The organism is Parundibacterium terreum, assembly GCF_014636315.1.
Classification (GTDB): Bacteria; Pseudomonadota; Gammaproteobacteria; order Burkholderiales; family Burkholderiaceae_D; genus Undibacterium; species Undibacterium terreum.
This window is the reverse complement of sequence record NZ_BMED01000005.1, coordinates 317,403-342,856: the sequence shown is the minus strand read 5'-3', so window position 1 is coordinate 342,856 and position 25,454 is coordinate 317,403. Positions and strand designations below refer to the sequence as shown.

The 25,454-nt window shown below is 52.9% G+C and carries 23 protein-coding genes; all 23 read right to left on the bottom strand.

All coding sequences use genetic code 11. The annotated features are described in order from the left end of the window. Positions 1-51: 51 nt before the first annotated feature. A complete protein-coding gene (flhF, locus tag IEW12_RS22290; RefSeq protein ID WP_188568311.1) occupies positions 52-1,467 on the bottom strand; it encodes a flagellar biosynthesis GTPase FlhF in 1,416 nt (471 codons plus the stop codon). Then, a complete protein-coding gene (gene flhA / locus IEW12_RS22285; RefSeq protein ID WP_229751282.1) occupies positions 1,464-3,536 on the bottom strand; it encodes a flagellar biosynthesis protein FlhA in 2,073 nt (690 codons plus the stop codon). Before flhA ends, flhF begins: the two co-directional genes overlap by 4 nt. Further along, complete coding sequence (gene flhB / locus IEW12_RS22280) at positions 3,533-4,735, bottom strand: flagellar biosynthesis protein FlhB (protein ID WP_188568310.1); 1,203 nt, start codon at positions 4,733-4,735, stop codon at positions 3,533-3,535. The genes flhA and flhB overlap by 4 nt, the downstream gene beginning before the upstream one ends. A gap of 303 nt (positions 4,736-5,038) precedes the next feature. Then, positions 5,039-6,259: an EAL and HDOD domain-containing protein gene (locus tag IEW12_RS22275; RefSeq protein WP_188568309.1), complete on the bottom strand. Its 1,221-nt coding sequence runs from the start codon at positions 6,257-6,259 to the stop codon at positions 5,039-5,041. 93 nt (positions 6,260-6,352) lie between these two features. Further along, entirely contained in the window at positions 6,353-6,985 is a 633-nt protein-coding gene (cheZ, locus tag IEW12_RS22270; protein WP_188568308.1) for a protein phosphatase CheZ, read from the bottom strand. 87 nt (positions 6,986-7,072) lie between these two features. Continuing rightward, entirely contained in the window at positions 7,073-7,468 is a 396-nt protein-coding gene (gene cheY, locus IEW12_RS22265) for a chemotaxis response regulator CheY (RefSeq protein WP_188568307.1), read from the bottom strand. Positions 7,469-7,609: 141 nt separating this feature from the next. Then, positions 7,610-8,686, bottom strand: a complete 1,077-nt coding sequence (locus IEW12_RS22260; protein WP_188568306.1) for a protein-glutamate methylesterase/protein-glutamine glutaminase — start codon at positions 8,684-8,686, stop codon at positions 7,610-7,612. A 42-nt stretch (positions 8,687-8,728) separates the two neighbouring features. Next, complete coding sequence (gene cheD, locus IEW12_RS22255; RefSeq protein WP_188568305.1) at positions 8,729-9,337, bottom strand: chemoreceptor glutamine deamidase CheD; 609 nt, start codon at positions 9,335-9,337, stop codon at positions 8,729-8,731. After that, on the bottom strand, positions 9,334-10,233 hold the full coding sequence (locus tag IEW12_RS22250) for a CheR family methyltransferase (protein WP_188568304.1): 900 nt from the start codon (positions 10,231-10,233) through the stop codon (positions 9,334-9,336). Before IEW12_RS22250 ends, cheD begins: the two co-directional genes overlap by 4 nt. A gap of 315 nt (positions 10,234-10,548) precedes the next feature. Next, positions 10,549-12,105: a methyl-accepting chemotaxis protein gene (locus IEW12_RS22245; RefSeq protein WP_188568303.1), complete on the bottom strand. Its 1,557-nt coding sequence runs from the start codon at positions 12,103-12,105 to the stop codon at positions 10,549-10,551. Between the two features lie 133 nt (positions 12,106-12,238). Further along, positions 12,239-13,963, bottom strand: coding sequence for a methyl-accepting chemotaxis protein (locus IEW12_RS22240; protein WP_188568302.1), 1,725 nt, complete (start codon positions 13,961-13,963; stop codon positions 12,239-12,241). Positions 13,964-14,093: 130 nt separating this feature from the next. Beyond that, positions 14,094-14,606, bottom strand: a complete 513-nt coding sequence (locus IEW12_RS22235) for a chemotaxis protein CheW (RefSeq protein WP_188568301.1) — start codon at positions 14,604-14,606, stop codon at positions 14,094-14,096. 51 nt (positions 14,607-14,657) lie between these two features. Continuing rightward, positions 14,658-16,706, bottom strand: a complete 2,049-nt coding sequence (gene cheA, locus IEW12_RS22230; protein ID WP_188568300.1) for a chemotaxis protein CheA — start codon at positions 16,704-16,706, stop codon at positions 14,658-14,660. A 52-nt stretch (positions 16,707-16,758) separates the two neighbouring features. After that, positions 16,759-17,124 (bottom strand): response regulator, encoded by a 366-nt coding sequence (locus IEW12_RS22225; RefSeq protein ID WP_188568472.1) that lies wholly within the window; start codon positions 17,122-17,124, stop codon positions 16,759-16,761. Positions 17,125-17,229: 105 nt separating this feature from the next. Further along, positions 17,230-17,778 (bottom strand): chemotaxis protein, encoded by a 549-nt coding sequence (locus tag IEW12_RS22220; protein ID WP_188568299.1) that lies wholly within the window; start codon positions 17,776-17,778, stop codon positions 17,230-17,232. Positions 17,779-17,828: 50 nt separating this feature from the next. Next, positions 17,829-18,752, bottom strand: a complete 924-nt coding sequence (motB, locus tag IEW12_RS22215) for a flagellar motor protein MotB (protein ID WP_188568298.1) — start codon at positions 18,750-18,752, stop codon at positions 17,829-17,831. A gap of 22 nt (positions 18,753-18,774) precedes the next feature. After that, positions 18,775-19,635, bottom strand: a complete 861-nt coding sequence (gene motA, locus IEW12_RS22210) for a flagellar motor stator protein MotA (protein ID WP_188568297.1) — start codon at positions 19,633-19,635, stop codon at positions 18,775-18,777. Between the two features lie 166 nt (positions 19,636-19,801). Further along, the gene (locus tag IEW12_RS22205; protein WP_229751281.1) at positions 19,802-20,476 is read right to left on the bottom strand and encodes a class I SAM-dependent methyltransferase; all 675 of its coding nucleotides are present in this window, start codon (positions 20,474-20,476) and stop codon (positions 19,802-19,804) included. Between the two features lie 153 nt (positions 20,477-20,629). Continuing rightward, positions 20,630-21,181: a flagellar transcriptional regulator FlhC gene (flhC, locus tag IEW12_RS22200; protein WP_188568471.1), complete on the bottom strand. Its 552-nt coding sequence runs from the start codon at positions 21,179-21,181 to the stop codon at positions 20,630-20,632. Positions 21,182-21,238: 57 nt separating this feature from the next. Then, a complete protein-coding gene (flhD, locus tag IEW12_RS22195; protein ID WP_188568295.1) occupies positions 21,239-21,556 on the bottom strand; it encodes a flagellar transcriptional regulator FlhD in 318 nt (105 codons plus the stop codon). Between the two features lie 659 nt (positions 21,557-22,215). Next, the gene (gene dnaQ, locus IEW12_RS22190; RefSeq protein ID WP_188568294.1) at positions 22,216-22,935 is read right to left on the bottom strand and encodes a DNA polymerase III subunit epsilon; all 720 of its coding nucleotides are present in this window, start codon (positions 22,933-22,935) and stop codon (positions 22,216-22,218) included. A 126-nt stretch (positions 22,936-23,061) separates the two neighbouring features. Then, on the bottom strand, positions 23,062-24,468 hold the full coding sequence (tilS, locus tag IEW12_RS22185; RefSeq protein WP_371874567.1) for a tRNA lysidine(34) synthetase TilS: 1,407 nt from the start codon (positions 24,466-24,468) through the stop codon (positions 23,062-23,064). Positions 24,469-24,473: 5 nt separating this feature from the next. Then, positions 24,474-25,448, bottom strand: a complete 975-nt coding sequence (locus IEW12_RS22180) for an acetyl-CoA carboxylase carboxyltransferase subunit alpha (RefSeq protein WP_188568293.1) — start codon at positions 25,446-25,448, stop codon at positions 24,474-24,476. Positions 25,449-25,454 lie beyond the last annotated feature (6 nt).

The window sequence follows — 25,454 nt, the reverse complement described above, 5'->3', positions numbered from 1 at the left end:
CGTGGCTTGGGCCCTTCCAGCATACGGCGCAGCCCTTCCGCCTGATCGAATCTAGCCAAAGCTCACCTCCCTGCCATTCATTACATTGTTCATGCGGTTATTCATCGCGGCGGCGTTCGCCATCAGCATAGGCAACTCATCATCCTTGAACATGAAGGATGCGGTTTCGCGTTTCAGCTTGAATGCCCGGTCTATCAGATAGTTCTTGTTGGCTACATGCAAGTCTTCTGGAACCCTCTGCCCGCTGGCGATGTAATAGGTATTCAACTTTTGCCGTATCATGATATCGAGCGCGCCGCCTATGGTTGCCGCCTCATCCAGCTTGGTCAAAATACAACCTGCCAGCCCAGCTCCCTGATAAGCCCGCACTACCTCGCTCAAGGTCTCGCCGGTGGAAGTCGCGTTCAGGCATAACAGGCGCTTGACGTCATTGCCGGCACCGGACAGCATCGCCACCTGCTCGGTGACCATCTTGTCGCGCTGGCCTACGCCGACCGTATCGATCAATACCGTATGCTTGTTTTTCAGCTCGGAGAGCGCAATGCGCAGATCGCTTTCATCCTTGACTGAGTGCACCATCACGCCAAGGATCTTGCCGTAAATGCGCAACTGCTCGTAACCGCCGATACGATAGGCATCGGTCGTAATCAGCGCCAGTTTGGCCGGGCCGTGGCGCATCACGCAGCGCGCTGCAAGTTTGGCCGTGGTCGTGGTCTTGCCGACACCGGTCGGCCCTACCAGCGCATACACGCCGCCTTTTTCCAGGATTTCGTTTTCATTGCCTATGGTCGTCAGGTTGTGGGCGAGTATCGCCTTGATCCTGGACAGGCCACTGGCCACGGTTTCGGGTTCAGGCATCTTGTCCACCAGATAGCGCGCCAGGCTGGCGCTGAAGCCGGTGGCCAGCATTTCCTTCAGTATCTGGGCTTTCACCGGCTGGCGCTTCTGGGTATTGCTCCAGGAAAGTTCAGCCAGTTGCGCTTCCAGCATGCCCCGCATAGAACGTATCTCGCTCATCATCTTGGACATTTCCGCGGCGCTGGCGTTACCGCCTTCCTTCATGGCAGCCTCGGGCTTCGCAACTGGTTTTGCAAAAACCGGTTGCGGGCGCTGCTGCTGCGATTGATTCGATTGATGCGCCTGCGGCTGTGATTGCGACTGTGACTGCGGCTGGAACTGTGCATGCTGGAAGTGCTGTTCCGGTTGCTGGAAAAGCGGAGCAGCCGGCGCATGCACTGCCTGTGCGGCAGAGCTGAAACGCGGCGTGATCTTCGCCACTTCAGGCACCATCATGCGCTCGTGTTCCGGCGTTGCAATCGATGAGATCGCCTCATCCGCCATCGCCAGGATTTCCACCTTGCCGCCGACATTCCGATTCGATAGGATCACAGCGTCAGGACCAAGAGCGTCCTTCAGCATCCTGATCGCTTCACGCGAAGTATTAGCGGTAAATTTCCTTACGTTCATGATTGCCCTCCAACAAGGCTGGTAACTCTAATCGTTTTTGTTTCAGGTAATTCTGCATGCGACAGCACTTTCAACTGCGGCAGACTTCTTCTCAGAAAGCGCGACAACAAGGCGCGCAATGGTGCAGGCACCAGCAATACCGGCGTTAATCCCAGTTTTTCCTGGTTTTGCGCTGCTGCCTCAGTCTGGCTGGCCAGCGTATCCGCCAGGCCGGGCTCTATGCCAGAACCATCAGAGCCGCCGGTTTGCAAGGCTTGCATCAGCAGTCGTTCCAGGCGGTTATCCAGTGTCATGACCGTCAGCTCATTGGTGGACGGGAATATCTGCTGGACGATCGCGCGGCCCAGTGCAATCCGGACAAATGCTGTCAGGTCGCCTGCATCCTGCGTTTGCACTGCGTGCTCGGACAGGTTTTCAATGATGGTGCGCATATCGCGAATATGTACGCCTTCCACCAGCAGGTTTTGCAAGACTTTCTGCAAGGTGGCGACCGGAATCAGCTTGGGCACCAGGTCCTCGACCAGCTTAGGCGAATCCTTGGCCACATGATCCAGCAGCGACTGCACTTCCTGGCGGCCGAGCAATTCTGCAGCATGCGAAGTAATCAGATGGTTCAGGTGCGTTGCGATCACCGTGCCGGCATCCACCACGGTATAGCCCATAGATTGGGCCTGTTCACGCATGCCGGCATCGATCCAGATCGCCGGCAGGCCGAATGCAGGGTCGGTAGTTTCGACGCCGGGCAAGGGACCGGAAACCATGCCGGGATTGATCGCCAGGTATTGACCGGTAATCGCCTCGCCAGTGCCAACCTCCACGCCTTTCAGGGTAATCCTGTAGACGGAAGGCTTTAACTCCAGGTTGTCGCGGATGTGCACCGGCGGCGACAGGAAACCCACTTCCTGCGCGAATTTTTTGCGTATGCCCTTGATCCTGCGCAGCAATTCTCCACCCTGCCCTTTATCCACCAGCGGAATCAGGCGATAGCCCACTTCCAGGCCCAGCGTGTCAACCGGCATGATGTCCTGCCAGGTTGCTTCTTCGATTTCCGGAGCGACCGGTGCCTTGGCGGGCTCTTCCTTCTTCTCGACCACTTCTCCACGGTTGGAAATCAGGTAGCCTGCGCCAGCCAGCAGCGCTGCCAGGAAAATAAAGGCGATATGCGGCATGCCGGGAATGATGCCCATGCCGCCAACGATGCCGGCGGTGATATACAGGACTTGCGGTTTGGCGAACAACTGGCCGAGCAACTGGCCGCCGATGTCCTGTTCGCTGGCAACGCGGGATACGATGATACCGGCTGCCGTGGAGATGATCAGCGAAGGAATCTGCGCTACCAGGCCGTCACCGATGGCCAGCAGCGTGTAGTTCTTCAACGCTGCGGCAAAATCGAGATCATGCTGGATGATGCCGACAATGAGGCCGCCGACAATATTAATGACGGTGACCATAATGCCTGCCACCGCATCGCCCCGGACATATTTACTGGCACCGTCCATCGCGCCGTAAAATTCGGCTTCCTGCGCCACTTCGGTACGGCGGCGGCGGGCTTCCTGCTCGGCGATCAGGCCGGCATTCAGATCGGCATCAATCGCCATCTGCTTACCTGGCATCGCATCCAATGCGAAACGCGCGCCCACCTCGGCGATACGGCCTGCACCTTTGGTAACGACGGTAAAGTTGATGATGGTCAGAATGATAAATACGACGATACCGACGGTGTAGTTGCCGCCGATCAGGAAGTGGCCGAAGGCCTCAATGACCTTGCCCGCAGCGTCCGGCCCGGTATGGCCTTCCGTCAGAACAACACGGGTGGAAGCAACGTTCAGCGACAGGCGCAGCATCGTGCTGACCAGCAGCACGGCAGGAAAAGCCATGAAATCCAGCGGTTTGATCGTGTACAAGCTGGTCAGCAGCACGATGATGGACAATGCGATGTTAAAGCTGAAAAAGATATCCAGCACAAACGCAGGCAGCGGCAATATCATCATCGCCAGCATCATGATGATCAATATCGGCGCTGCAATGCCCTTGCTATTGAATTTTTTCATCCATACAGGCCACTTCATGCTACGACTCCATTATCAGCGCCGGCAGCTTTGTTCTTGGCAGCAGCCGCAGCGGCAATCGCAACGGGGCTATTCGGATCCAGCTCTGCAGGCACTTGCAAATCATTTGGTTGCATCGGTCGGTTACCGCCACGTTGACGGAAAGTTTTTAATTGGAAGACATAGGCCAGCACCTCGGCCACGGCTGCATAGAGCTTCTCGGGAATCTCATCGCCCAGATCGGTATGCTTGTACAAGGCACGGGCCAGTGGCGGCGCCTCAAGCAGCGGAACATTGTTGGCAGCGGCCAGTTCACGGATTTTCGCAGCGACTTCGTCCGCACCTTTGGCAACCACTTTCGGCGCGCGCATCGCGCCATCGGAATATTTCAGGGCTACGGCAAAGTGGGTCGGGTTGGTGACGACTACATCGGCGGTAGGCACTTCCGACATCATCCTGCGACGCGCCATTTCACGCTGCTGGGCCCGGATCTTGGCCTTGATCTGCGGGTTACCGTTGGCTTCCTTGGATTCCTGCACCACTTCCTGATGCGTCATCTTCAGCTTGTTCGCGTAATGCCACATCTGGTAAGGCGCATCGATTGCCGCGATCAGCACCAGCGCACCAACAATAGACAGGAAGCAGACACCCAGCATATGGCCGACATGTGCAGGACCTTCGTGCAAGGGTTCTACAGCAAGGCCGAAGATGGCATTTTTCTGCCCCATGATGGCGATCCAGGCCACCACACCGACCAGAATAGTCTTGCCGACCGCCTTCAGCAGTTCCACACCTGCACGCGCAGAAATCATGTTGCCCAAACCACTCAGCGGATTCAGGCGGCCAAAATTAGGTTGCAGGGCTTTGCCGCTGAACAGCCAGCCGCCTATCAGCAGCGGCGATGCCAGCGCGACCAGCATCAGCAGCCCGGCGACGGGCGCAAAGGCGACCAGCACGTCCATCAAGGTGGCGCCTATGTGCGCAAACAGCACGGCATGATCATAGGCCTGTGTCCTGTCCATGCTGAGCCCTGCGATCAGCGCATGGTTCAACTGGCGTATCAAGCCGTCCCCCATGCCCCACAGGGAAGCACCGGCGGCCAATAAAATAGTACAAGTAGAAAGTTCGCGCGAACGCGGTACGTCGCCCTCTTCACGCGCCTGTTCCAGGCGCTTCGGCGACGCCGGTTCGGTTCTTTCAAGATCACTTTCTTCGGCCATTGCCAACCCCGTTATCGCCTGTCTTGCGTACAACACGTCGCATTGACAGATTTACAGGTACGATTATTGTAGAAAGTGACACCAGTTCATGCCGGGAACAGGTGCAAAATTACCCTTTATTTCGCATCACCAATTCCGTGGGAAATGCTGAAATATTTTTTCCATGTGGAAATTTTTTTGATTTTGGGGAAATGAAGCCGTACCGGCACCCTAAAAGTAGGTGTGAGATGCGGCACAAAAAAAGACAATGCCGAAAACCAGTACAGCGTTTTCGGCAAAGCGGGTGAATTGCGTAAAATGTCTTTAAGCTGCGGAAGCGATATTTTTTGCAAACACCAGCGCCGACAAATGGGCTTTGTTGACGTCGGCAGGAGTAATATCCAGGGATTCCGCAAGAGAACCGACCAGCATGCTGTTCAGTTCACAGGCCTCTGCCAATGCAAGGTAAGGGCCATACAGGCCACCGCGGGAAATCAACGCTTCCGTCACTGCTTCCGGCAACTGGATCGTGGATAAGACCTCTTCCATCGGTATACCCAGCAAGCGGTCCAGCAGGGAGAACATGCCAGCCACAAACAGATTTTCTGCTTCGCTCTTGGACATCTGGGATTGGCCCAGCAACTCGGCAAAGCGGCCGCGCACGATCGCCGTTTCCAGCAATACCGGCGAATAGCCGCTGGTGCTCGCCGTGGCAAGCAACAGGGATAACCAGCGATACAGTGGGCTGTATCCGAGTATCTGCACTGCATGCTTCAGCGACTGTACCTCAGTGCGCAGACCGAAACCCGCAGAGTTAATGTAGCGCAGCAGCTTGTACGCCAAGGTTGCATCGCGCTTCACAACCGCTTCCAGTTGTTGGATGTCGGCATTTTTCCTGACCATTTCCATCAATTGCAAAATGGTGGTCTGCGAAGAATTCAGACCCTTCTGATTGGTGCTGGGGCGCGGTGTCAGATGCAGCTTGCCGACGAAACAGTCCAGCCCCAGGGCGGAACATGCATCGTAATCCTGCCAGGTAGAGACCTTCCTGGCGACCATGCGCACGGACAGTTGCTTCAGCACTGCGTAGGCCTTGGCCTGGGCGGAAAGATTGGCTGCGCCGAGCTGGACTTCTACGTGCGAGACCTGAGACAACATGGTGCGATCCAAGCCGCTGAGGTCACCACCCCGAACAGAGATGCCGTAACCTTCCGCCCTGACCTTCTTGATCAATTCCAGCTCCGGGCCTTCCACAAAATAACGCTTTGACATTATCAGAACGGTATTTTTGGGCGACAGCAGGCGCAGGCCCTCAGTTTGCAATAAAGCAGGAACTGCTTCTATGAACAGCAGGTTATCGCCCAGCAGGAAGCCCTTGTCGTCGTCATTCAGATGCTCGGCGACGAAAGTCATCAGGGCATCCAGGTTTTCCACGCTTTCATTCTCTGCCTGATCCGACGGATGCTGCCAGGACAACTGGAGACCGATGACCTTTTGCTTAGGATCCAGCAAAGGTTCTCTGACGATGAAGTTTACTTCACTCATAGTGGGATAATCTAAAAAAAGCCATGGCGATCATGGACGGTAAATAGTTGAAGGCGACCACGCCGGCCCGATCATTAAGCAAGAAGCACAATCTTAAAATCCGAGACTGTCCAGCAAATCATCTACCTGGCCCTGGTCGGCAACGACATCGGCATTTCCCGTGGGATTGATTTGCGGTCCGTTCAGCAGACCATCCCCGGTATCGCGCTTGATTTCACCGGGCGAATAATCGATCAGCAATTGCACCAACTGCTGCTCCAGATTTTGCGCCAGCTCAGTCACGCGTTTGATCACTTGTCCGGTCAGATCCTGAAAATCCTGCGCCATCATGATATCCATCAGATGCGACTTGGTTTCAGCGCTACTGCCGCTGACCGACTTCAAATACTCCAAAGTCTGGCTCGCTTGCTGCTGATATTGCTCTACCGTCGCAGCCTGGCCCAACAGACTTTGCAAATCCGCCGAAATTTTCTTTGCGCCGGTATCCAGCGACTCCTGCAGAGGGATAGCGACATCGGTCGCATTTAACACCCGCTGCGCAGCCTGTTCCGACATGCGCGCCACATATTCGAGCCTGTCCCTGGCGTCCGGAATATCATCGGCCGCACGCTCTAGCAACTTATCCAGACCGAGGCCGCGCAAGCTGTCGTGTAGCAGACGGGTCATATGACCCACGCGCGTCAAAAGCTCATCATGCTGGGCGTTTTCGCCAATAATTTGACTCATTTCCGCTCCTTATTGGGGCATGCACCGCACACCCCATTACAACAGTCATCGCTCCACGAGGGAAATCAATGCTGCTTTTAATTATTATTAAGCGCCCTTCTCAAGCTTCTCGAAAATCTTGGTCAATTTCTCGTCCAGAGTCGCTGCAGTGAAAGGCTTTACTACATAACCATTGGCGCCTGCCTGAGCTGCTGCAATGATATTTTCTTTTTTAGCTTCTGCAGTCACCATCAGTACCGGCAATTTGGCTAAAGCAGCATCGGCACGGATATGTTGCAACATCGTGAGGCCATCCATGTTCGGCATATTCCAGTCCGAAATCACAAAGTCAAAATCGCCCGACTTCAGCTTGGCCAGCCCCATCGCGCCATCTTCAGCTTCGTCAACGTTGGAATATCCAAGCTCTTTTAGCAAATTGCGCACTATACGACGCATTGTAGAAAAATCATCAACAACTAAAAACTTGAGATTCTGATCGGCCATGAATTACTCCATTATTTCTTTAAAGACAGATTTTAGTATTATCGGTCAAATTACCAGGAAGTGGTGTTCAAATTGCATAACAAGTGAAATTTGTCTGAATTTGATCGTAACAATCGGGAGTTTACACCCCAATTGCGCCAATCAAACCCGCAATGCTCGGCTTCCATGTGTAGCAAGGTAATTCAGCACCTTGGAGGGCAACTCGTTTAACGGGCCAACTTCATGTGTGGCACCCACTGCAATTGCTTCACGCGGCATCCCAAATACTACACAAGTTGCCTCGTCTTGAGCAAAATTGTATGCGCCCGCGTTCTTCATTTCCAACATGCCGACGGCCCCATCCTTGCCCATCCCCGTCAAGATCACGCCCACCGCGTTTTTACCGGCAAACGTCGCTGCGGATCTGAACAAGACATCCACAGAAGGCCGGTGCCGATTCACCGGCGGACCGTCATCGAGTTTGGTCACATAGTTGGCACCGCTCCGGGCCAATAACAGATGAGAATGCCCCGGTGCAATATAGGCGTGCCCCGGCAAGACCCGCTCTCCGCCTGCGGCCTCCATCACGGAGATTTTGCACAAGCCGTCCAGTCTCTTTGCAAACGAACGGGTAAAACCTTCCGGCATATGCTGGGTAATCAAGATGCCAGGGCAATCCGAAGGCATCTGGACCAGGAAATTCTTGATCGCCTCGGTTCCACCGGTAGATGCGCCGATGATGATCAGCTTTTCACTACTGGTGAGCGGATTGCGCACCATAGGCAATTCGCCCACCGGACCTTTGTTTGCATCAACCACCTGCGCCATGCGCGGCTTGATACGTGCCTTGGAAGCAGCACGGATCTTGTCGGCGATCAGGTCGGTATATTCCTGCATGCCGCTCTTAATCGACAGCTTGGGTTTGGTCACAAAATCGACGGCACCCAGTTCCAGCGCGCGCATGGTGATTTCCGAACCACGTTCAGTCAGCGACGACACCATCAGCACCGGCATGGGCCGCAGACGCATCAGCTTTTCCAGGAAATCCAGGCCATCCATCTTCGGCATTTCGACGTCCAGCGTCAGTACGTCGGGATTGGTCTGCTTGATCAAGTCTCGCGCAACCAGGGGGTCCGGAGCAACGCCAACGACTTCCATATCAGGCTGGCTGCCGATAATCTCACTCATGACACTTCTGATTAATGCCGAATCATCTACGATTAATACTTTGATTTTCATAAAATACTCCGCTGCAACAACACACTATATAAGTCAAAAAATTCAAAACAGATCGATCGCGCCGCCCACCGGTGCGGTCTTGAGGCGGCTGGCGTAATCCAGTTCGCGTTTTTTGAGCGTGTCGTTATGTTCAACTTTCAACTTCTTAACTAGGACTTTTCCCGTCTTGGGAAAAAAATAGACTTTGCGAGGATAGATATCATTCAAATCCTCGGCAATCACCCGCATTTTCTCGGTACGCAGATAATCCAGTACGAATTTTGCATTTCTTTCACCGACGTTGATCGCCGTGAAACCGCGCAGCACGTTGCCGCCGCCAAACACCTTGGCCTCCATGTTTTCGCGCCGGGCGCCGGCTTTCAGCAATTCATTGATCAAGACCTCCATCGCATAAGTACCGTAACGCATGGATGCTGAAACCGGGTTATCAGAATCCGCGCCGCCGTCCGGCAGCATGAAATGGTTCATGCCGCCAACACCGGATACCCTATCGCGGATACAGGCAGATACGCAAGAACCAAGTACGGTCACAATCAGCATATCCTTGCCGGTGAAGTAAAACTCTCCCGGCAATATTTTTGCAGCGTCGCAATCGAAAGTCCTGTCGTAGTACACATTCGTTGCGAAATGCTCTTCACTTAATTGGCTCATGATAGGCCTTTGTCCGAATGACGCGGTATGGTCTTGCTGCGGGCCTCGTGCAGGCTCGCCAGTTCATACACAGTTTTACCTCTAAGCTTGAAAGCGTCCGTCACGTACAGGAAGTTCTCGGAATGGCCGGCAAAAAGCAAGCCATCCGATTTCATCAAAGGCACAAATTTCTTTAGTATTTTTCCCTGGGTGGGCTTGTCAAAGTAGATCATCACGTTGCGGCAGAATATCGCATCAAACTCACCGCTGACGGGCCAGCTATCGGCCAACAGATTCAACTGCTTGAAAGTGATCAGATCACGCAACTCCTGCCGAACCCTGACCAACCCCTCCTGCGCGCCCTTCCCCTTCAGAAAAAATTTACGCGCGCGCTCCGGCGACATCTTGTCCAGGCGATCCAGGTTATACACACCCTTGGAAGCGGTAGCCAGCACATTGGTATCAATATCGGTCGCCACAATTTGCACCGGCGGCTTCATCGTATTGAAGGCCTCGCACAAGGTCATCGCTATCGAATAAGGTTCTTCTCCAGTAGAACTCGCAGAACACCATATGGTCAGGCCATCGCGTTTTTTTTTGACGTGCTCGGCAAGAATCGGGAAGTGGTGCTCTTCGCGGAAGAACGAGGTCAGATTAGTGGTCAGTGCGTTGGTAAATGCCTCCCACTCGGCACCAGAAGGCTCTTTTTCCAGATTGTCCAGGTAAGAGACAAACGAATTCAATCCGGTTGCCCTGAGACGCCGCGCCAGACGGCTATAGACCATCTCCTGCTTGCTGTCGGCGAGGGAAATGCCGGCTTTTTTATAAATCAGGTCCCTGACCCGATCAAAATCACGATGCGTAAAATCGAACTCTTTCGATGTTTCCGTCTTATTTTTTTCTAAAGGCTTTGTCATTAAAACCATCCTTCTCTTGGAACCTGTTTGCTGTTTTATCGCGTGGGGGAGAATCAAAGCTTCACGCATCCCGAATACACCTGCAAAGATGCTCTTTCAATCCAGCCCACTTACCACAGATCTTAAACACGTCCGTAGAACCTGTTTAACATCTTGCCCAGGTCCTTAACAATTAGCCATTACGAGCCCGAATATCTATAACCTCCACATCAGATAGCCGAATATTTCACCTGCTTGCACCTGCTTCTTTATCTACCTCTGTTTTACGCCGATTTCTTGTCCCGCTTTTATGTTTCACTTCTACCAGCCGTCATTTTATTCCATAGAGCGGTATCCGACACGAAAACCGCCCCAGTGTTTTCCCGCCACATAGATAGGCACCGACAAGTCATGCATGACCTCTCCCGTATCGCGCTTATAGGTCTGCAGCAGAAAAGGCTTGGTATTTGAACCGCAGCGCGACCCGGTACGATCATCAAAAATACGCTTGGTACGATTATTAATCAAATCCTTGTCGTAATTCCCTGTCAATTTCTGCGAAAACTTTTTATTGTGCGTGGGAAAATATCCATTATTGTCCACGGCCCCGGCATACACCAGCTGCGGCATGGCGGCTAACAACCCCTCCTGCACCGCTGGCAAAACCCGGTCTGTAAAGGCGTCAAAAGCCGTTGTGTACTTGGTCGGATTGGTGCCCTGGATCGGCGTATAGCTACGGTCAAACAGCTGCCCCATGCTGATTTGCCCCGTTTCCAGCGCATTGGCAAATAATTTCTCTATCACTATAACTGCTGCCAGCGCCGCTTTTTTGACAGGTTCATGCTGGGTGACAATATTTAACGAACTTATTTCGTTAAACAACACTTCCGACAACTCGGACAATCCAGTCGCAGACGCAATCACCTGCGGCAGGCTGGCCTCGGTCGCGATCATCCCTTCGCGTATCTTGCCCACCGAACTTGAAATGGACTCAGCATCCTTGACATGCGTTTGCGCGAGTTCGGCAATCAGCTTGATCTGATGTTCGGAATGGTCGGCGGATTTTTCGATATTATTAAAGTAGGTATGTACCTGCTGTATGCCATTGGCGGTTTCCACCACGCGGTCGGCCAGCCGGGACATGCCTAGCGACGCATGCTCGGCTTCTTCATTGATCTCGCGCAGCATGACGCGAATATCGTCCGTTGCCGTCTTGGTTCTTTGCGCAAGCTCGCGCACCTCGCCGGCGACAACCGCAAAGCCTCGGCCGTTTTCACCAGCCCTTGCCGCCTCAATGGCCGCATTCAATGCCAGCAAATTGGTACGCGTGGCAATCTCATTGATGACATCGGCAATCACGTGAATCTGCTTGGACTTTTCTTGCAAGCCCGTCATGCCGGCCGACGCCTTCTGCGCCTCATCACGCACGCTGTTGATCTGGCGGATGCGCGCATCAACTTCGCTTTTTCCTGCCGCGCTATCGATCTTCAGTTGTGTCGCTGAACTGGATGCCTTCATCGCGCCGTCAGCGATTTCCTGCGTACTCCTGGTTACATCGGCAGTGATGTCAACCACGGCATTGGTGGTGCCTACGTCCTGGGATATTTTTTTCTTGATGGAATCGACAAAATAAGAAGTCTCTGCGGAACCTATCATGATGTGGTCCAGCTCTTCCGCAATTTTCCGCGAAAAACCGGAGCTGGTGGCCACATTGCGGCTGTAGGCCGCAAGCGGGACGGCAAAGCCCGCCACAGAGGTGAACAAGGTCAGCACGTAGACGTTGACGTTGACGTCGGCATTCAGCCATCGGACCACAACTGCCGTCAGCAGGGCAGCACTTAAGCCAATGAAACCAAATACGACGCATAAAGCGGATGCTGAAAGTCTACGCATAGATTCTCCACTGACAGTGCTTTAGGGGCTCCTATCAAAATAGAACAGCGTTGCCGCTTACGCTAAGTTACGCATAATCATCTACACAGCGGCAACACCTTTCGACAAAACAGCACCCGGCAAAGAATTACTGTTAAAACTCTTCCCAATCATCCCCGCCGCCATCCTTGGCCGGGGTTTTAACCGTGCCCGCCGGCTTGCTTGCGGCAGCAGGCGCAGCCACGGCAACCCTCCGGGGCTTGGCTGACACCGCAGGCTTGGCGGTGCTGATCACGCGCGCAGCAGGCTTGGCAATGCTTCCGTACGAAATCCCTGCATTCAACTTGAATACGCTGACAGCTTCAGCCAATACAACGGCCTGCTCTTCCATGCTCTCTGCCGCTGCTGCAGCCTGCTCTACCAGCGCCGCATTTTGCTGCGTCATTTCATCCATCTGCGTGATCGCCAGGTTCACCTGCTCGATGCCGGAACTCTGTTCCTGGCTGGCAGCCGTGATCTCGCTCATGATGTCGGCCACATGCTGTACGCTGGTGACGATCTCGTCCATCGTCTTGCCGGCTTCATCCACCAGCTTGCTGCCCTGGTCTACCTTGTCTACCGAATCACCGATTAGCATCTTGATTTCTTTGGCGGCACCGGCACTGCGTTGCGCCAGGTTGCGTACTTCGGAAGCAACTACAGCAAAACCACGGCCCTGCTCGCCGGCACGCGCCGCTTCTACCGCTGCATTCAGCGCCAGGATATTGGTCTGGAAGGCGATACCGTCGATGACGCCGATGATATCAACAATCTTGCGCGAGCTTTCCTTGATGGAGCCCATGGTGTTGACGACTTGGCTCACAACTGCTCCGCCTTTGACAGCGACGCTGCTGGCGGACACCACCAGTTGATTCGCCTGGCGGGCATTGTCGGCGTTCTGTTTCACGGTGCTAGTCAGCTCTTCCATCGAACTGGCGGTTTCTTCCAGCGAACTGGCTTGCGATTCGGTACGGGAAGACAGGTCGGCGTTGCCGGAGGCGATTTCTTGCGAAGCGACCGTGATGGTTTCCGTGCCCGACCTGACCTTGCCCACTGTTTCCGACAAGCTGTCATTCATATTCTTCAGCGCATGCAGCAAGGCTGCGACTTCATCCTTGCCTTTCGTATCCACCTCCGAAGTCAGATCACCGCCTGCGACTTTTTCAGCCAACTCGAGCGCTGTTTGCAAAGGACGGGTGATGCTACGTGTCAGCATCAGCGTACATCCCGCGCTGAGAACCAGGGCCAAGAGCAGTACCACATACAGAGCGGAGGTCAATTTTTTACCCGTTGCGGCTGAAGTGGCAAAGGCGTCTTCGGAAGCCTTGTCCTGCAAATCCACCAGCTTATTGATTTCCACGATAGAACGCACGCTCAACGGATCAATCACACTGGAAATGATTTTGAGCGCACCTTCGGAATTAAATGCCAGAGCCTGGCCCACCGCATCCTTGAAAGGCTTCTCTATATCCTGGTCAATTTTGGCAAGTTCGGCGAGAACCTTTTTTTCGTCATCACTGAGTCCGAATTTGGATAACTCCGTCCGGGCCTTGTCGTAGCGTACCCGCTGTTCCTTGGCCTTGCCATCCTGCTTCTGCATTTCCGACACATCCGACTGTATGCCAATATTGCGCATGGCGATGCCGCCTTCCAGCAATGCACTCTTCATCGCATTCGCCAGGGCCTGCTTCTTGATTGCGGCATTCACGCCCTCCACCATCGCTGCACGGTTCTGAGCAGAAAGTGTCGTCGCCATTGCAAGCAATAGTATCAAGCCCCCCAGGATCAAACCAAAACCTATACCCAGTCGGGCGCCAATACGGATGTCACGTAAATTCATTGCAGATGTCTCCTCGTTGATGGTTTTTATTATTTTTATTTTTGCTTCGGCTTCATTTGAGAAACCTGCTAATTATTTTATTTTTACTGCATACTGCAATTTACAAGGCAAGCCAAAGCCTGCCTTGGCTTTATGCTGCCAGTTGCTCAGCAAGGCCCATCTCCGGGCTGGACATAAGTTTGTCGATATCAACCAGGATCAGCATGCGCTCTTCCAGCGTACCCAGGCCGATCAGGAAATCCGTGCTGAAGGTCGTACCCATCTCCGGCGCCGCCCTGACCTGGCTAGGCAACAGCGTGGTCACATCGGATACGCTATCCACTACCATGCCAACGATGCGGCCACCGATGTTCAAAATGATGACTACGGTGAATTGATCGTAAGTAGGCTCGCCAAGATTGAACTTGATGCGCATGTCCACTACCGGCACGATGATGCCGCGCAGATTGATCACGCCCTTCAAGAAATCCGGCGCGTTGGCGATGCGCGTTACCGCTTCGTAGCCGCGAATTTCCTGCACCTTCAAAATGTCGATGCCGTATTCTTCGCGGCCAAGGGTGAAAGCCAGGAACTCTTGGCCGGTGACGTCCAAACCTGAGCTTTCGCCGCCTGCAACGCCCGAGCCTTGTGCGTTTTGTGTCATATTAATTTCCTGGTAAATAAAACATTTCTAACAAAACATCTGTGGGCCGGACTATCTGGCTGAGCGTAATAAGGCTGCCACATCCAGTATCAAAGAAACGCCGCCATCACCTAAAATCGTTGCACCGGAAATGCCCGGCACCTTGCGATAATTGGACTCGATATTCTTGACGACCACCTGCTGCTGCCCAACGAGGTCATCCACAAACAGAGCAGCCTTTTTCCCATCCACCTCAACAATGACGACTATGCCTTCGGACGGCTTGGAAAATTTAGGCTCAATATCAAAGGCTTCGTAGAGCGGGATGAGCGGCAGGTATTCATCGCGCACCTTGACTACTCTACCCTTGCCGCTGATTTCCTTGACGTCCTCAACTGCAGGCTGCAAGGATTCCATCACAAAGCCCAGCGGCAAGATGTAAATCTCTTCGCCCACCTTGATAGACATGCCATCCAGGATCGCCAGCGTCAAAGGCAGGGAAATCGTGATCGTGGTACCGAAACCGCTGGCAGAGCGAATATCGACAACGCCACCCATCTGGGCAATATTACGCTTTACGACATCCATGCCGACGCCGCGACCGGATACATCCGTAACGGTTTCTGCAGTAGAAAATCCTGGCGCAAAAATCAACTGCCAGACATCACTGTCCGACATGGAATCAGAGACGGCGATCCCATTCTGCTTTGCTTTCGCAAGAATTTTTTCCCTGTTCAGGCCGCCGCCGTCATCACTGACTTCAATGACGATATTGCCGCCCTGATGCACGGCAGACAGAGATAACTTCCCCGTCTCGCTCTTGCGGACTGCAGCACGCGCCTCGGGCATTTCTATGCCGTGATCAATACTGTTTCTCACCAGATGCGTCAGCGGATCGACGATGCGCTCGATCAGGCCCTTATCCAGTTCAGTGGATGCGCCATAGGTAATGAATTCCACCTTCTTGCCGAGTTTGGTCGCGAGATCACGCACCATACGCGGGAAACGGGAGAACACGTAATCCATAGGCATCATGCGTATCGACATGACGGCTTCCTGCAGGTCACGCGTATTGCGCGTGAGCTGGCCGACGCTGCTCAGCAGGCGTTCATGCTGGATAGGATCGAGGTGGTTGGTGCGCTGCTCCAGCATGGCCTGGGTAATCACCAGTTCGCCAATCAGGTTGATGAGCTGATCCACCTTTTCTATCCCCACCCTGATGGTGGAAGATTCCTGGGATACAGTTGCAGCTTTGTCCGTATCTTTTTTTGTCGTCGCCTTCTTGTCGGCAGCCGCCGCTGCGGCAGCAGCGGCATTGGCCTCTTCCGCATTCGCAGAAATATTCTGCGCGGCCGGGTCCGGCGGGAACATGGATTCCAGCGGCTCGAAGAAGCCATAACCCAGTTCGTCATCCGTTTGCGCCTGGGTCTTTGTCGATACAGGAACCGTGATCAGCTCGCGGGTAATTTTCAAGTCATCCGGATCCATGATAAAGGAGCAGATCGCCACGATATCATCCTGGCTTTCGTTGGTTCTCAGCGTCAAGACAAATTTGCCTTGCTCGCCATCAGCCTTGCTGATAGCTCCCAATAAGCCGAGTTCACCCATCAGGGCCGCGACATCATCGGCGGACAACTTAGGCAAACCTATAGTGAACAAATAGGAATAATTTTGCGAGGCATGGTCAATCACAGGCTCGACATAGCTTACCGGCGGTTTGGCCAGCGGCACTACATCCTGTGACAGCGATTGCAGGTGCATGCGCACGTCGGCGACCGCATCCTGGTCCACCGCGGTACCCAGCTTGTGTCCGTCCAACTGCATTTTCAGAATATCTTTTGCGACTAGAAAAGCATCGACGTGTTCTGCCGTCAGCGCCATCTCTCCCTTGCGAATCTTGTCCAGCAGCGACTCCAGGATGTGGGTCACCTCGGACATATCCGTCAGGCCAAACGTGGACGCGCCGCCTTTGATGGAATGGGCGGTACGAAATATCGCATTAAGATCTTCCTCACTCGGAGATGAAACGTCGACAGCCAGTAGCAACTTTTCTTTTTCGGCCAGCAGTTCTTCTGCCTCGTCGAAAAAGACTTGGTAAAACTGACTCATATCAATGGTCATTATCTCACTCCGTGATGTACTCTTATTGGTCGCAGACTATCCATATCGATAGTTAACCAATCACTTTCTTTACTACTTCCGTCAATTTCTGCGGATCGAAAGGTTTCACCAGCCAGCCGTTCGCGCCAGCGGCACGACCTTTGGCCTTCATGTCATCACTGGATTCAGTAGTCAGCATCAGGATGGGCACCCTTTGATAGCTGGGTAAGCCGCGCAGGGACTTGATCAGCGTCAGGCCGTCCATCCTCGGCATGTTCTGGTCGGTCAGGACCAGGTCGACAACCTGGTTGCGTGCCTTCTCCAGGCCGTCCTGTCCGTCCACCGCTTCAATCACCTGATAGCCTGCAGCCTTCAAGCTAAAAGCCACCATCTGCCTCAGTGAACCAGAATCGTCCACCGCTAATATTGTTTTGGCCATCATTACTCCGTTATTCAAATTTAAGGCTTTCTGCCCACATGTATCACGCTAAACCAATCTGTTCGGGCTTTTCATCCGCGCACCTGATCGGGATTTTGCGCTGCTTCAAAACAATTCAATATCACCGCTATCCAGATGTTTCTGGGATACGGCCTTGCGCAATAGGCCCTTCAGCTCCTGGCTCTGAGCTTCCAGCCGGATCGTGATCTCTTTCAGCAATACTGCAATCTCGTCGTTGCCGCCATCGTGCGGAATGTCGCCACCAACAACGCCCAACGTATTCAATACTTCGCGCAAGCCGGCACTTCTTTGCACTGTGCGCGAAATCAATTGGCTAGTCAGATCCTGGAACTGCAGGCTGGTCACGGCGGAATTGATGTGCTGCGTGATATCGCCCTGGATCACTTTCAGTTTTTCCACGGTGACATCGGACGCCGTTCCGGAGGAAATCAATAGATCGATTTCCTGCTGCTGGGCCGAAATGGCGGCGTGCAAGGCCAAAAAGCTGGTACCCAGCTTTTCTATGGCCTCAGCCAGCAGGATGGTTGTCTGTACGAGATCAGTTTCTACTTCAAGCAGATGCTCATTACCGTGGTCTGAAACACCGGTCAGGAGCCGCTTAACTTGAGGGCCCAAAGTCTTCTTTTTCGGCATGTTAGGCATCCCAATTTTTCAATATAACCAGACGATGAGGCATTGTTCGGTTACTTTTTAACGGAAACATCGGGACTCGCATCCGCAGACGTCGTCACTTCGATGGCACCGCCATCCGTTGCCGCCGCTTCCTCAGCCTTCTTGTTCATCACAATAATGCTGATGCGCCTGTTAATCGGATTCAAAGGATCTGCCTTGTCAAAGAGAACAGATGAAGATAATCCGACCACGCGCAACACTTTGGATTCATCCATGCCGCCCAGTATCAGTGCCCTGCGCGACGCATTCGCACGATCGGCGGATAGTTCCCAGTTGCTATAACCCTTTTCACCACTACCGTAAGGCGCGGCATCGGTATGCCCGGACAGGCTGATACGGTTCGGAACGTCGTTCAAGGCCTTGCCGATTTCCGTCAGGATCTCGCGCGTATAGGGCTGCAGCTCTGCTTTGGCAGAAGCAAACATGGGCCGATTCTGTTCGTCCACCATCTGGATACGCAAACCCTCCGTCGTCAAATCCAGCAGCAACTGATTCTTGTACTGCTTCAGCGTGGGATTGGCATCGATGACGGCCTCGATCTTGGCCTTCAGGGTCTTCAAGCGCTCAGCGTCTGCCTTGGCCAACGCCGCTTCCGCAGCCTGCAAGTTGAAGGTTTTCTTTTTGGACTGTACATCACCGCGCTTCTCCTGCCCATTACTCATGGTCAGGTCCTTGCCGCCGCCTTTGATCACGCTGGAGCTGTCGCCGCTTCCCTCACCGCCGGCCATCGCCACTTTTAGCGGTGTCTGGAAGTATTCGGCGATACCTTGCAAGTTCCCTTTTGCGGTGGAACCCAGCAGCCACATCAGCAAGAAGAAAGCCATCATTGCAGTGACGAAATCGGCATACGCAATTTTCCAGGCGCCACCGTGGTGACCGCCTGCTGTCTTCTTGATCCGCTTAACTATAATTGGCCGGAGTTCTTCGTTAGCCATAACTCACCTCTAATCAAGCCGGTTATTTTGATTTGGATTGCTTAATATGTTCTTCCAGCTCGGAGAATGTCGGACGCTCCGTCGAGTACAGTACTTTACGGCCGAACTCCACGGCGAGTGCCGGGGCATAACCATTCAGGCTGGCAAGCAAAGTCACTTTAATGCATTGAAGAGCCTTGGAAGACTCATCCAACTGCTGTTCCAGCAAAGTGGACAAAGGACCAACGAAGCCATAGGCGAGCAAAATACCGAGGAAAGTACCAACCAGCGCATGGGCAATCAGGATACCGAGTTCTGCCGGTGGAATACCCACCGACTCCATGGTATGCACCACACCCATCACCGCGGCAACGATACCGAAAGCCGGCAAGCCATCACCCAGCTTGGCAATGAAATGCGCTGGAATTGCACCTTCGTGGTGATGCGTTTCCAGCTCATTATCCATCAGGTTCTCGATCTGGAAGGCATCCATATTGCCGGACACCATCAGGCGCAAATAATCGCAAATGAATTCCATCATATGATGGTCGCCGACGACCGCCGGATATTTACTGAACAGCGGGCTCTCTTCCGGTTTTTCTATATCGCCTTCGATCGACATCAGGCCTTCTTTACGTACTTTTGTCAGCACGTCGAAGAGCATGGTCATCAGCTCCATATAGAGTTCGCGATTGAATTTGGAGCCCTTCAGTACGCTGGGCAAGGCTTTCAGCGAAGCCTTCAGCGACTTGGAGTTATTTCCGACCAACGCGGCACCGACTGCGGCACCGCCGATCATGAGCAGCTCCAGCGGCTGGAACAACACCGCGACGTGCCCCCCTGACATCACAAATCCGCCAAAAACGGACCCCATGACTACGATATAGCCGACGATAACTAACACGACCGATGACTCCTAAAAGAGAGAAACAATAATTTATACATGCCGAGGCATTTGATTTTTTAGTCTCGCACTGAAAAGATGCTCCGCGCAGAATCTACGGTCCAACGATAAAAAACACCTTAAATCAAAGAAAAAATTGCCCAAAAAATACATTTCATGACTGGCATTATATGCGCCAAGCGTAAAGAATGGGAGCGTTATCCCCCGTATTTATGCACAAATCCGGCTCGGCGCCAGGAATAACGAATTCATAGCTCAGCAACATGCTACCCGCACGCATCTCCGATTTTGCCTTTTGCCACAAGGCTGGCATTGCTGCCGGCGACAGATAGGCAAACACAAAATCATAGGCCTGCAAATTCATTTCAAGATAATTTTGCAAGAAAAACGAGGCCCTGGATCGCGTCAGCCTGGCCCGCAGATAACTCAGCACCCATGGCAGCGGAGCAATTTCCACGCCAGAGAACTGGCTATCCCCTCTTATCCTGGCAAGGCTAAGCACCAAGCCTCCCAGTCCGCTGCCGATGTCGATGAAACGCACGGGCTGTTCAGCGGGCAGCAAGTCCCGGATATGAGGCAATAGCGACGACCTGGATGGATAGTACGGCACCTGGGTCCTGTAAGTGGACCAAAATAACACCATCAAGAAAAAGAAGGCGACCAGAAAATAAGAAGGTGAAATATTAAAGGCGAGAAATACAACAACTGCAATGGGAAACAGGAACTGTATGCACCACCACCACCAGTCCATGCCGCGCAGCCATGAAATGACAGCCGCCAGCACGGCTTCGGCAATGATAATTGTATAGAGGGGAAAATTCAGGGGCAGCGCTGCAGCCAAAAGGACGGCAAGCGCAACGCAAATGAGAAGGGAAAAAATCTGTATCAGCAAAGCCTGCAACGCGGGCGGCAATGCCTTTGTGTCTGCTAGTGGAGAATCAGCTTGATCATGATCAGATTGAACGCCCAACGATTCTCCATGACACGAAAGATATTATGCAACCATGGCCATCGCTTCCGATTCCCTGGATTTCTTGGTTTTGCCGGCACGCGAAGGCACATGGCACAAACCACACGCATAATCATCATGCAAATCGAGCGTATGTGCAACAAATTGACCGCTGCACTTCTTGCATTTTGCAAACGTTAACATTCTGCCTTCGAAGAACCTGACCAGGGTCCAGGCGCGCGTCAATGACAACACCGGCTCTTCACCCGCGGCAACGGGCACCTGCTCCAGATACAGCTTATAGGCTTTTACAACCGCGTCGATACCGCTGATACCAGCGTGATCCTGCAGATATTTATGAATATTCATGAACAGCGATGAATGAATATTCGGCTGCCAGGTGACAAACCAGTCGGTAGAGAATGGCAGCATACCCTTTGGCGGGGACACACCCTTGAGTTCTTTGTAAATCTTCAGCAAACGCTCTCTGGACAAAGAGGTTTCGGACTCCAAAAGCTGTAGCCTGGCACCGAGATTCACCAATTCAATCGCCAATTGGATTTCATGCGCTTCATTCACTACACTTTTATTTGCCATTTTTATCACCTTGATTTACGCGTTCTCACCAGCACTGCAACAGCAGCACACCAGCAATTAATGAATTTCTTCTACCGGCTGACCCGCCATCAGGATGGCAGCGTGGGAATGCGCCAGGGCGCGTTCTTTGTTATAGTTGGTGAGCATGCACAAGATTGCACTATCCTCGAAGCGGAAGCGGGCCAGCATCATGTTGGAACCGGCAAGCTTCAAAATCTGCGCATTGTTCAAGCCTTCGATCAAGTCGGCGATTTCCTTGCCTATACCCAAACGGAAGATGGCAGTCGGCTTATCGGCACGGATCATTTGCTGCGCGAGCATCAGGTAGCTCAGGTTGGCATCCCGAATCTCAGCCATCATATCGTTCTGTGTCATTTTTCTTCCCTCCAAACTGTTTATCCCGGCGCTGATTTCGTTGCCAGTGAGATACATTGTGGGACTTAGAAAAACGCCAGTGTATAGGTGAGATTCGGTATTTTTTGAAAGAAAAAACGGAACAAGCTCGTAGGATTTTTTCCTACAAGCTATATATTGATATCTGCGCCAAAAATATTTCGCAGAAAATGAATTTTTTTAAGAATTTTCCTGATTTCGGCTTCAGAAGAAAATTCCGTTTTAAAACAAAGAGTTAGTCATCACATCAAGGCGAATCTCAACTCTCTTAACTACATTAACGGCAGTAAAACGAAGAACTTTAGGGTAAATCGAAAAATATTTTTATTATTTTTCTTAAGTCTTTTTAACGGCAGCAAAGTGGAGAACTTGAGGAAATAAATGAAAAATTTATTTAAATATGTGACGAAAGTGTAAGTCCTGTCGCATTTTCACATCGGAAAAATAATCAAAAGATTAACTTTAAACGAGGTTTTACTGATCAGCCAGGCCTCCTTTAGCGCGCCGCCGATCGAAAACGAAGAACGCGCAAGCTTTTCCCTATCCAAATACGCGTGAGAAGATAATAAAAGAGCAAAAAAAATAGGGCGAACAGCGTCGCCCTATTTTTTTGCATCCGCACTCACGTGCAATCCCTATCTTTACACAGGATTTTCCGTCTGCATGCGCCAAACAGTTTTACCTTTTGAGTCTTTATCCAGACCTGACAACAGTGCATTGTGTGCGTCCAGGTCGGCATCGGATGCGCACAGCACGATCACGTCCGGCAAAGGTGCATCAAACGACTGATCCTGGTTTGCGCTATCTTCGTTCTCAACCTGCATTTCCATCGTCAGGCTGTTCTGCCCGCGCGACATCGCCAGAAAGACATCTGCCAGCAACTCAGCATCAAGCAGCGCTCCATGCAGCTTCCTGTGCGCATTGGAAATGCCGTAGCGGCTGCACAGCGCATCCAGCGAGTTCTTTTTACCGGGATGCAGCTCTTTGGCCTGCACCAGGGTATCTACGATAGGGCCGACGTGCTTGGTAAAATCCGGCAAATCCAGCAATGCAAATTCTGCATTCAGAAAGGCTACGTCAAACGGCGCATTATGAATAATGATTTCCGCACCAGACAGGTAATCACGCAGCTCGTCGATGATTTGGGCGAACTTTGGCTTGTCGCTCAGGAATTCAGTCGTCAATCCGTGCACCGCCAGCGCGCCCTCCTCCGAATCACGCTCCGGATTGATATAGCGGTGAAAATTATTTCCAGTCAGCTTGCGATTGACCAGCTCCACGCAGCCGATTTCAATAACCCGGTCGCCTGAGCGGGGATTCAAGCCCGTCGTTTCAGTATCAAGAACAATTTGTCGCGTCATTTATAGTATTCCGGAAATTTGTATTGCGAATGCCCGCTGGCTGGAAAGCGCACATTCAATCGCATTTATTCGCATTTATTATTATTATATATATATATATATATATATAGCTGCAGTATGCCCTGGCTAAGCGGCATCCGCTTCCCATCTGAGGCCAATTGCATCATTGCCGCTTTCGGCACAGAACTTGGCATCTAGGCCTACGCCCGCCGCAAACAGCAACTCCCGCCCGGCGGCGACAAATGGCAGGTGCTGGCGCTGCCAGAATGGGATGCGCAGAGTCTGGTAATGGCTTTTTATATCACGGGTCGGCCGGTTAGGCGCCAGCTTGATGCGCTCGCCACCTTCGCGCAGCCGCAAAGTCAGATTTTGCTGCTTCAGCCATGGACTGTCCAGACCGAACTCGGCCGGCTCAAAATACAGGCTCCCCCTGAAACGCGGAAAGTGAATCACCTCCTCGCCGGTCCACTGAAAACTCTGCGGAGCAGCATATTGCGCATCAGTGATGCCCCGCTCGGCATAGATTCTGTTTTCATAGCGGTGTATGCCGACACCGTCGTGCGTGACTGTGACCATCGCATCGGCCCGCGCCGAAAACAATTGCTTGCGCATTTCCGCCAGCCGCGCCGTAGTCGGCATCCTGACACCAAGGGTCGACAGCCAGAAGCGCAGCAAATTGTCGATGCGGTCGTCGCTAAAACCCTGCATCTTGCTTATATCCAGACCATCACCAAACCCGCACTGGCGGCAATCCTGCTGCGCCAGCTCCTGCAGCATGCGATGCGCAGATTGAGCATGCTGTGCGCTCCTGGCAAGGCGCTCTGTAAATCCCGGCGATATCTCGGCCAAAATCGGCATCACCTGCAAGCGCAATGCGTTACGGGCGTATTTATGATCCTCATTGGATTCATCTTCGACAAAGCGGATGGCTTGTGAAGTACTGTATTCAAGCAGGGCTCGCCGAGTCACCCCGAGCAAAGGCCGGGCAATCGCCAGTGCCTCATTCCCCAGCAATGCCGGTGCCCGGTTGCAATGATCCATGCCCGACAGGCCGGCCACGCCTGAGCCTCGCAGCAATTGCAGCAGCAAGGTTTCGGCCTGATCGTCCTGATGATGGGCGGTTAATACCAGGTGTACCTGGTGCGCTGCGCACATGGCGCCAAGCGCGCGGTAGCGCTCGGTACGTGCGGAAGCCTCTATGCCATCCTTGGCATGCGGATCGATACTGACTTTTCGTGCGTCGAAGATAGCGCCGGACTCGGCAGCCTGGGCCTCACAATGCTGCAGCCAGCCATCGGCATTCGGGCTGATTCCATGATGGACATGGAAAGCAAACAGTTTCAGATGACGGGCCGCGCAGAATTGCTGGGAGAGGTGCAGCAGCACGGAGGAATCCAATCCCCCGCTATAAGCTACTGCGATACTTGAACTCGCTGGATTTGCCGGATCAGCCGCTGGCGCAGCCTGGCTGGCAAGAATGGACTCTAAGCTGCGATCGAATTGCTGCTGCAAACTTGCAGTATCGTTTCTCACTCAGCCTATTCCGCCAGTTTGGTTTCCTTGAATTTGCCGTAGCTCATCAACTTTTCATGGCGCGCGGCGAGCAAGTCCTTGGTTTTAACACCCTGGAACTGGCGCAAGGTATCTGCCAGCGCACGTTTGACGAGCGCACACATTTGCTTAGGATCGCGATGCGCTCCACCCAAAGGTTCGTTGATGATCTTGTCGATCAAGCCCATTGCCTTCAGCCTGTGTGCAGTCAGGCCCAGGGCCTCAGCAGCATCGGCAGCGCGGTCGGAAGTCTTCCACAAGATGGAAGCACAACCTTCAGGAGAGATCACGGAATAGGTTGCGTATTGCAGCATCAGCACGGAATCACCAACCGCCAGGGCCAGCGCGCCACCGGAGCCGCCTTCGCCAATAATGGTCGTGATCAGAGGTACCTTCAGTTCTGCCATGACATATAAATTATGGCCGATGGCTTCGGATTGACCGCGCTCTTCAGCATCGATACCGGGCCATGCACCAGTCGTATCAACAAAAGTAAATACAGGCAGATTGAATTTTTCGGCCAGTTTCATCAGGCGCATCGCCTTGCGATAGCCCTCTGGCTTGGGCATGCCGAAATTACGCATCGCGCGCTCTTTGGTGTCCCTGCCCTTTTGATGTCCCATGACCATACAAGCCTGGCCATTAAAGCGCGCCAGGCCGCCCATGATGGACTGGTCGTCCGCAAAGCTGCGGTCGCCGTGCAATTCATGGAAATCGGTGAAGATGTTATTCACATAGTCCATTGTGTATGGACGCTGCGGATGGCGGGAGATTTGCGAGACTTGCCAAGGCGTCAGTTTTGCGTAAATGTCCTTGGTCAGCATCTGGCTTTTCTTGGACAGGCGATCGATCTCTTCCGAGATATCTACTGCTGAATCATCTTGCACAAAGCGCAATTCTTCGATTTTGGACTCTAGCTCGGCAATAGATTGCTCAAAGCCCAGAAATGTAGTTTTAGTCATCGTGCC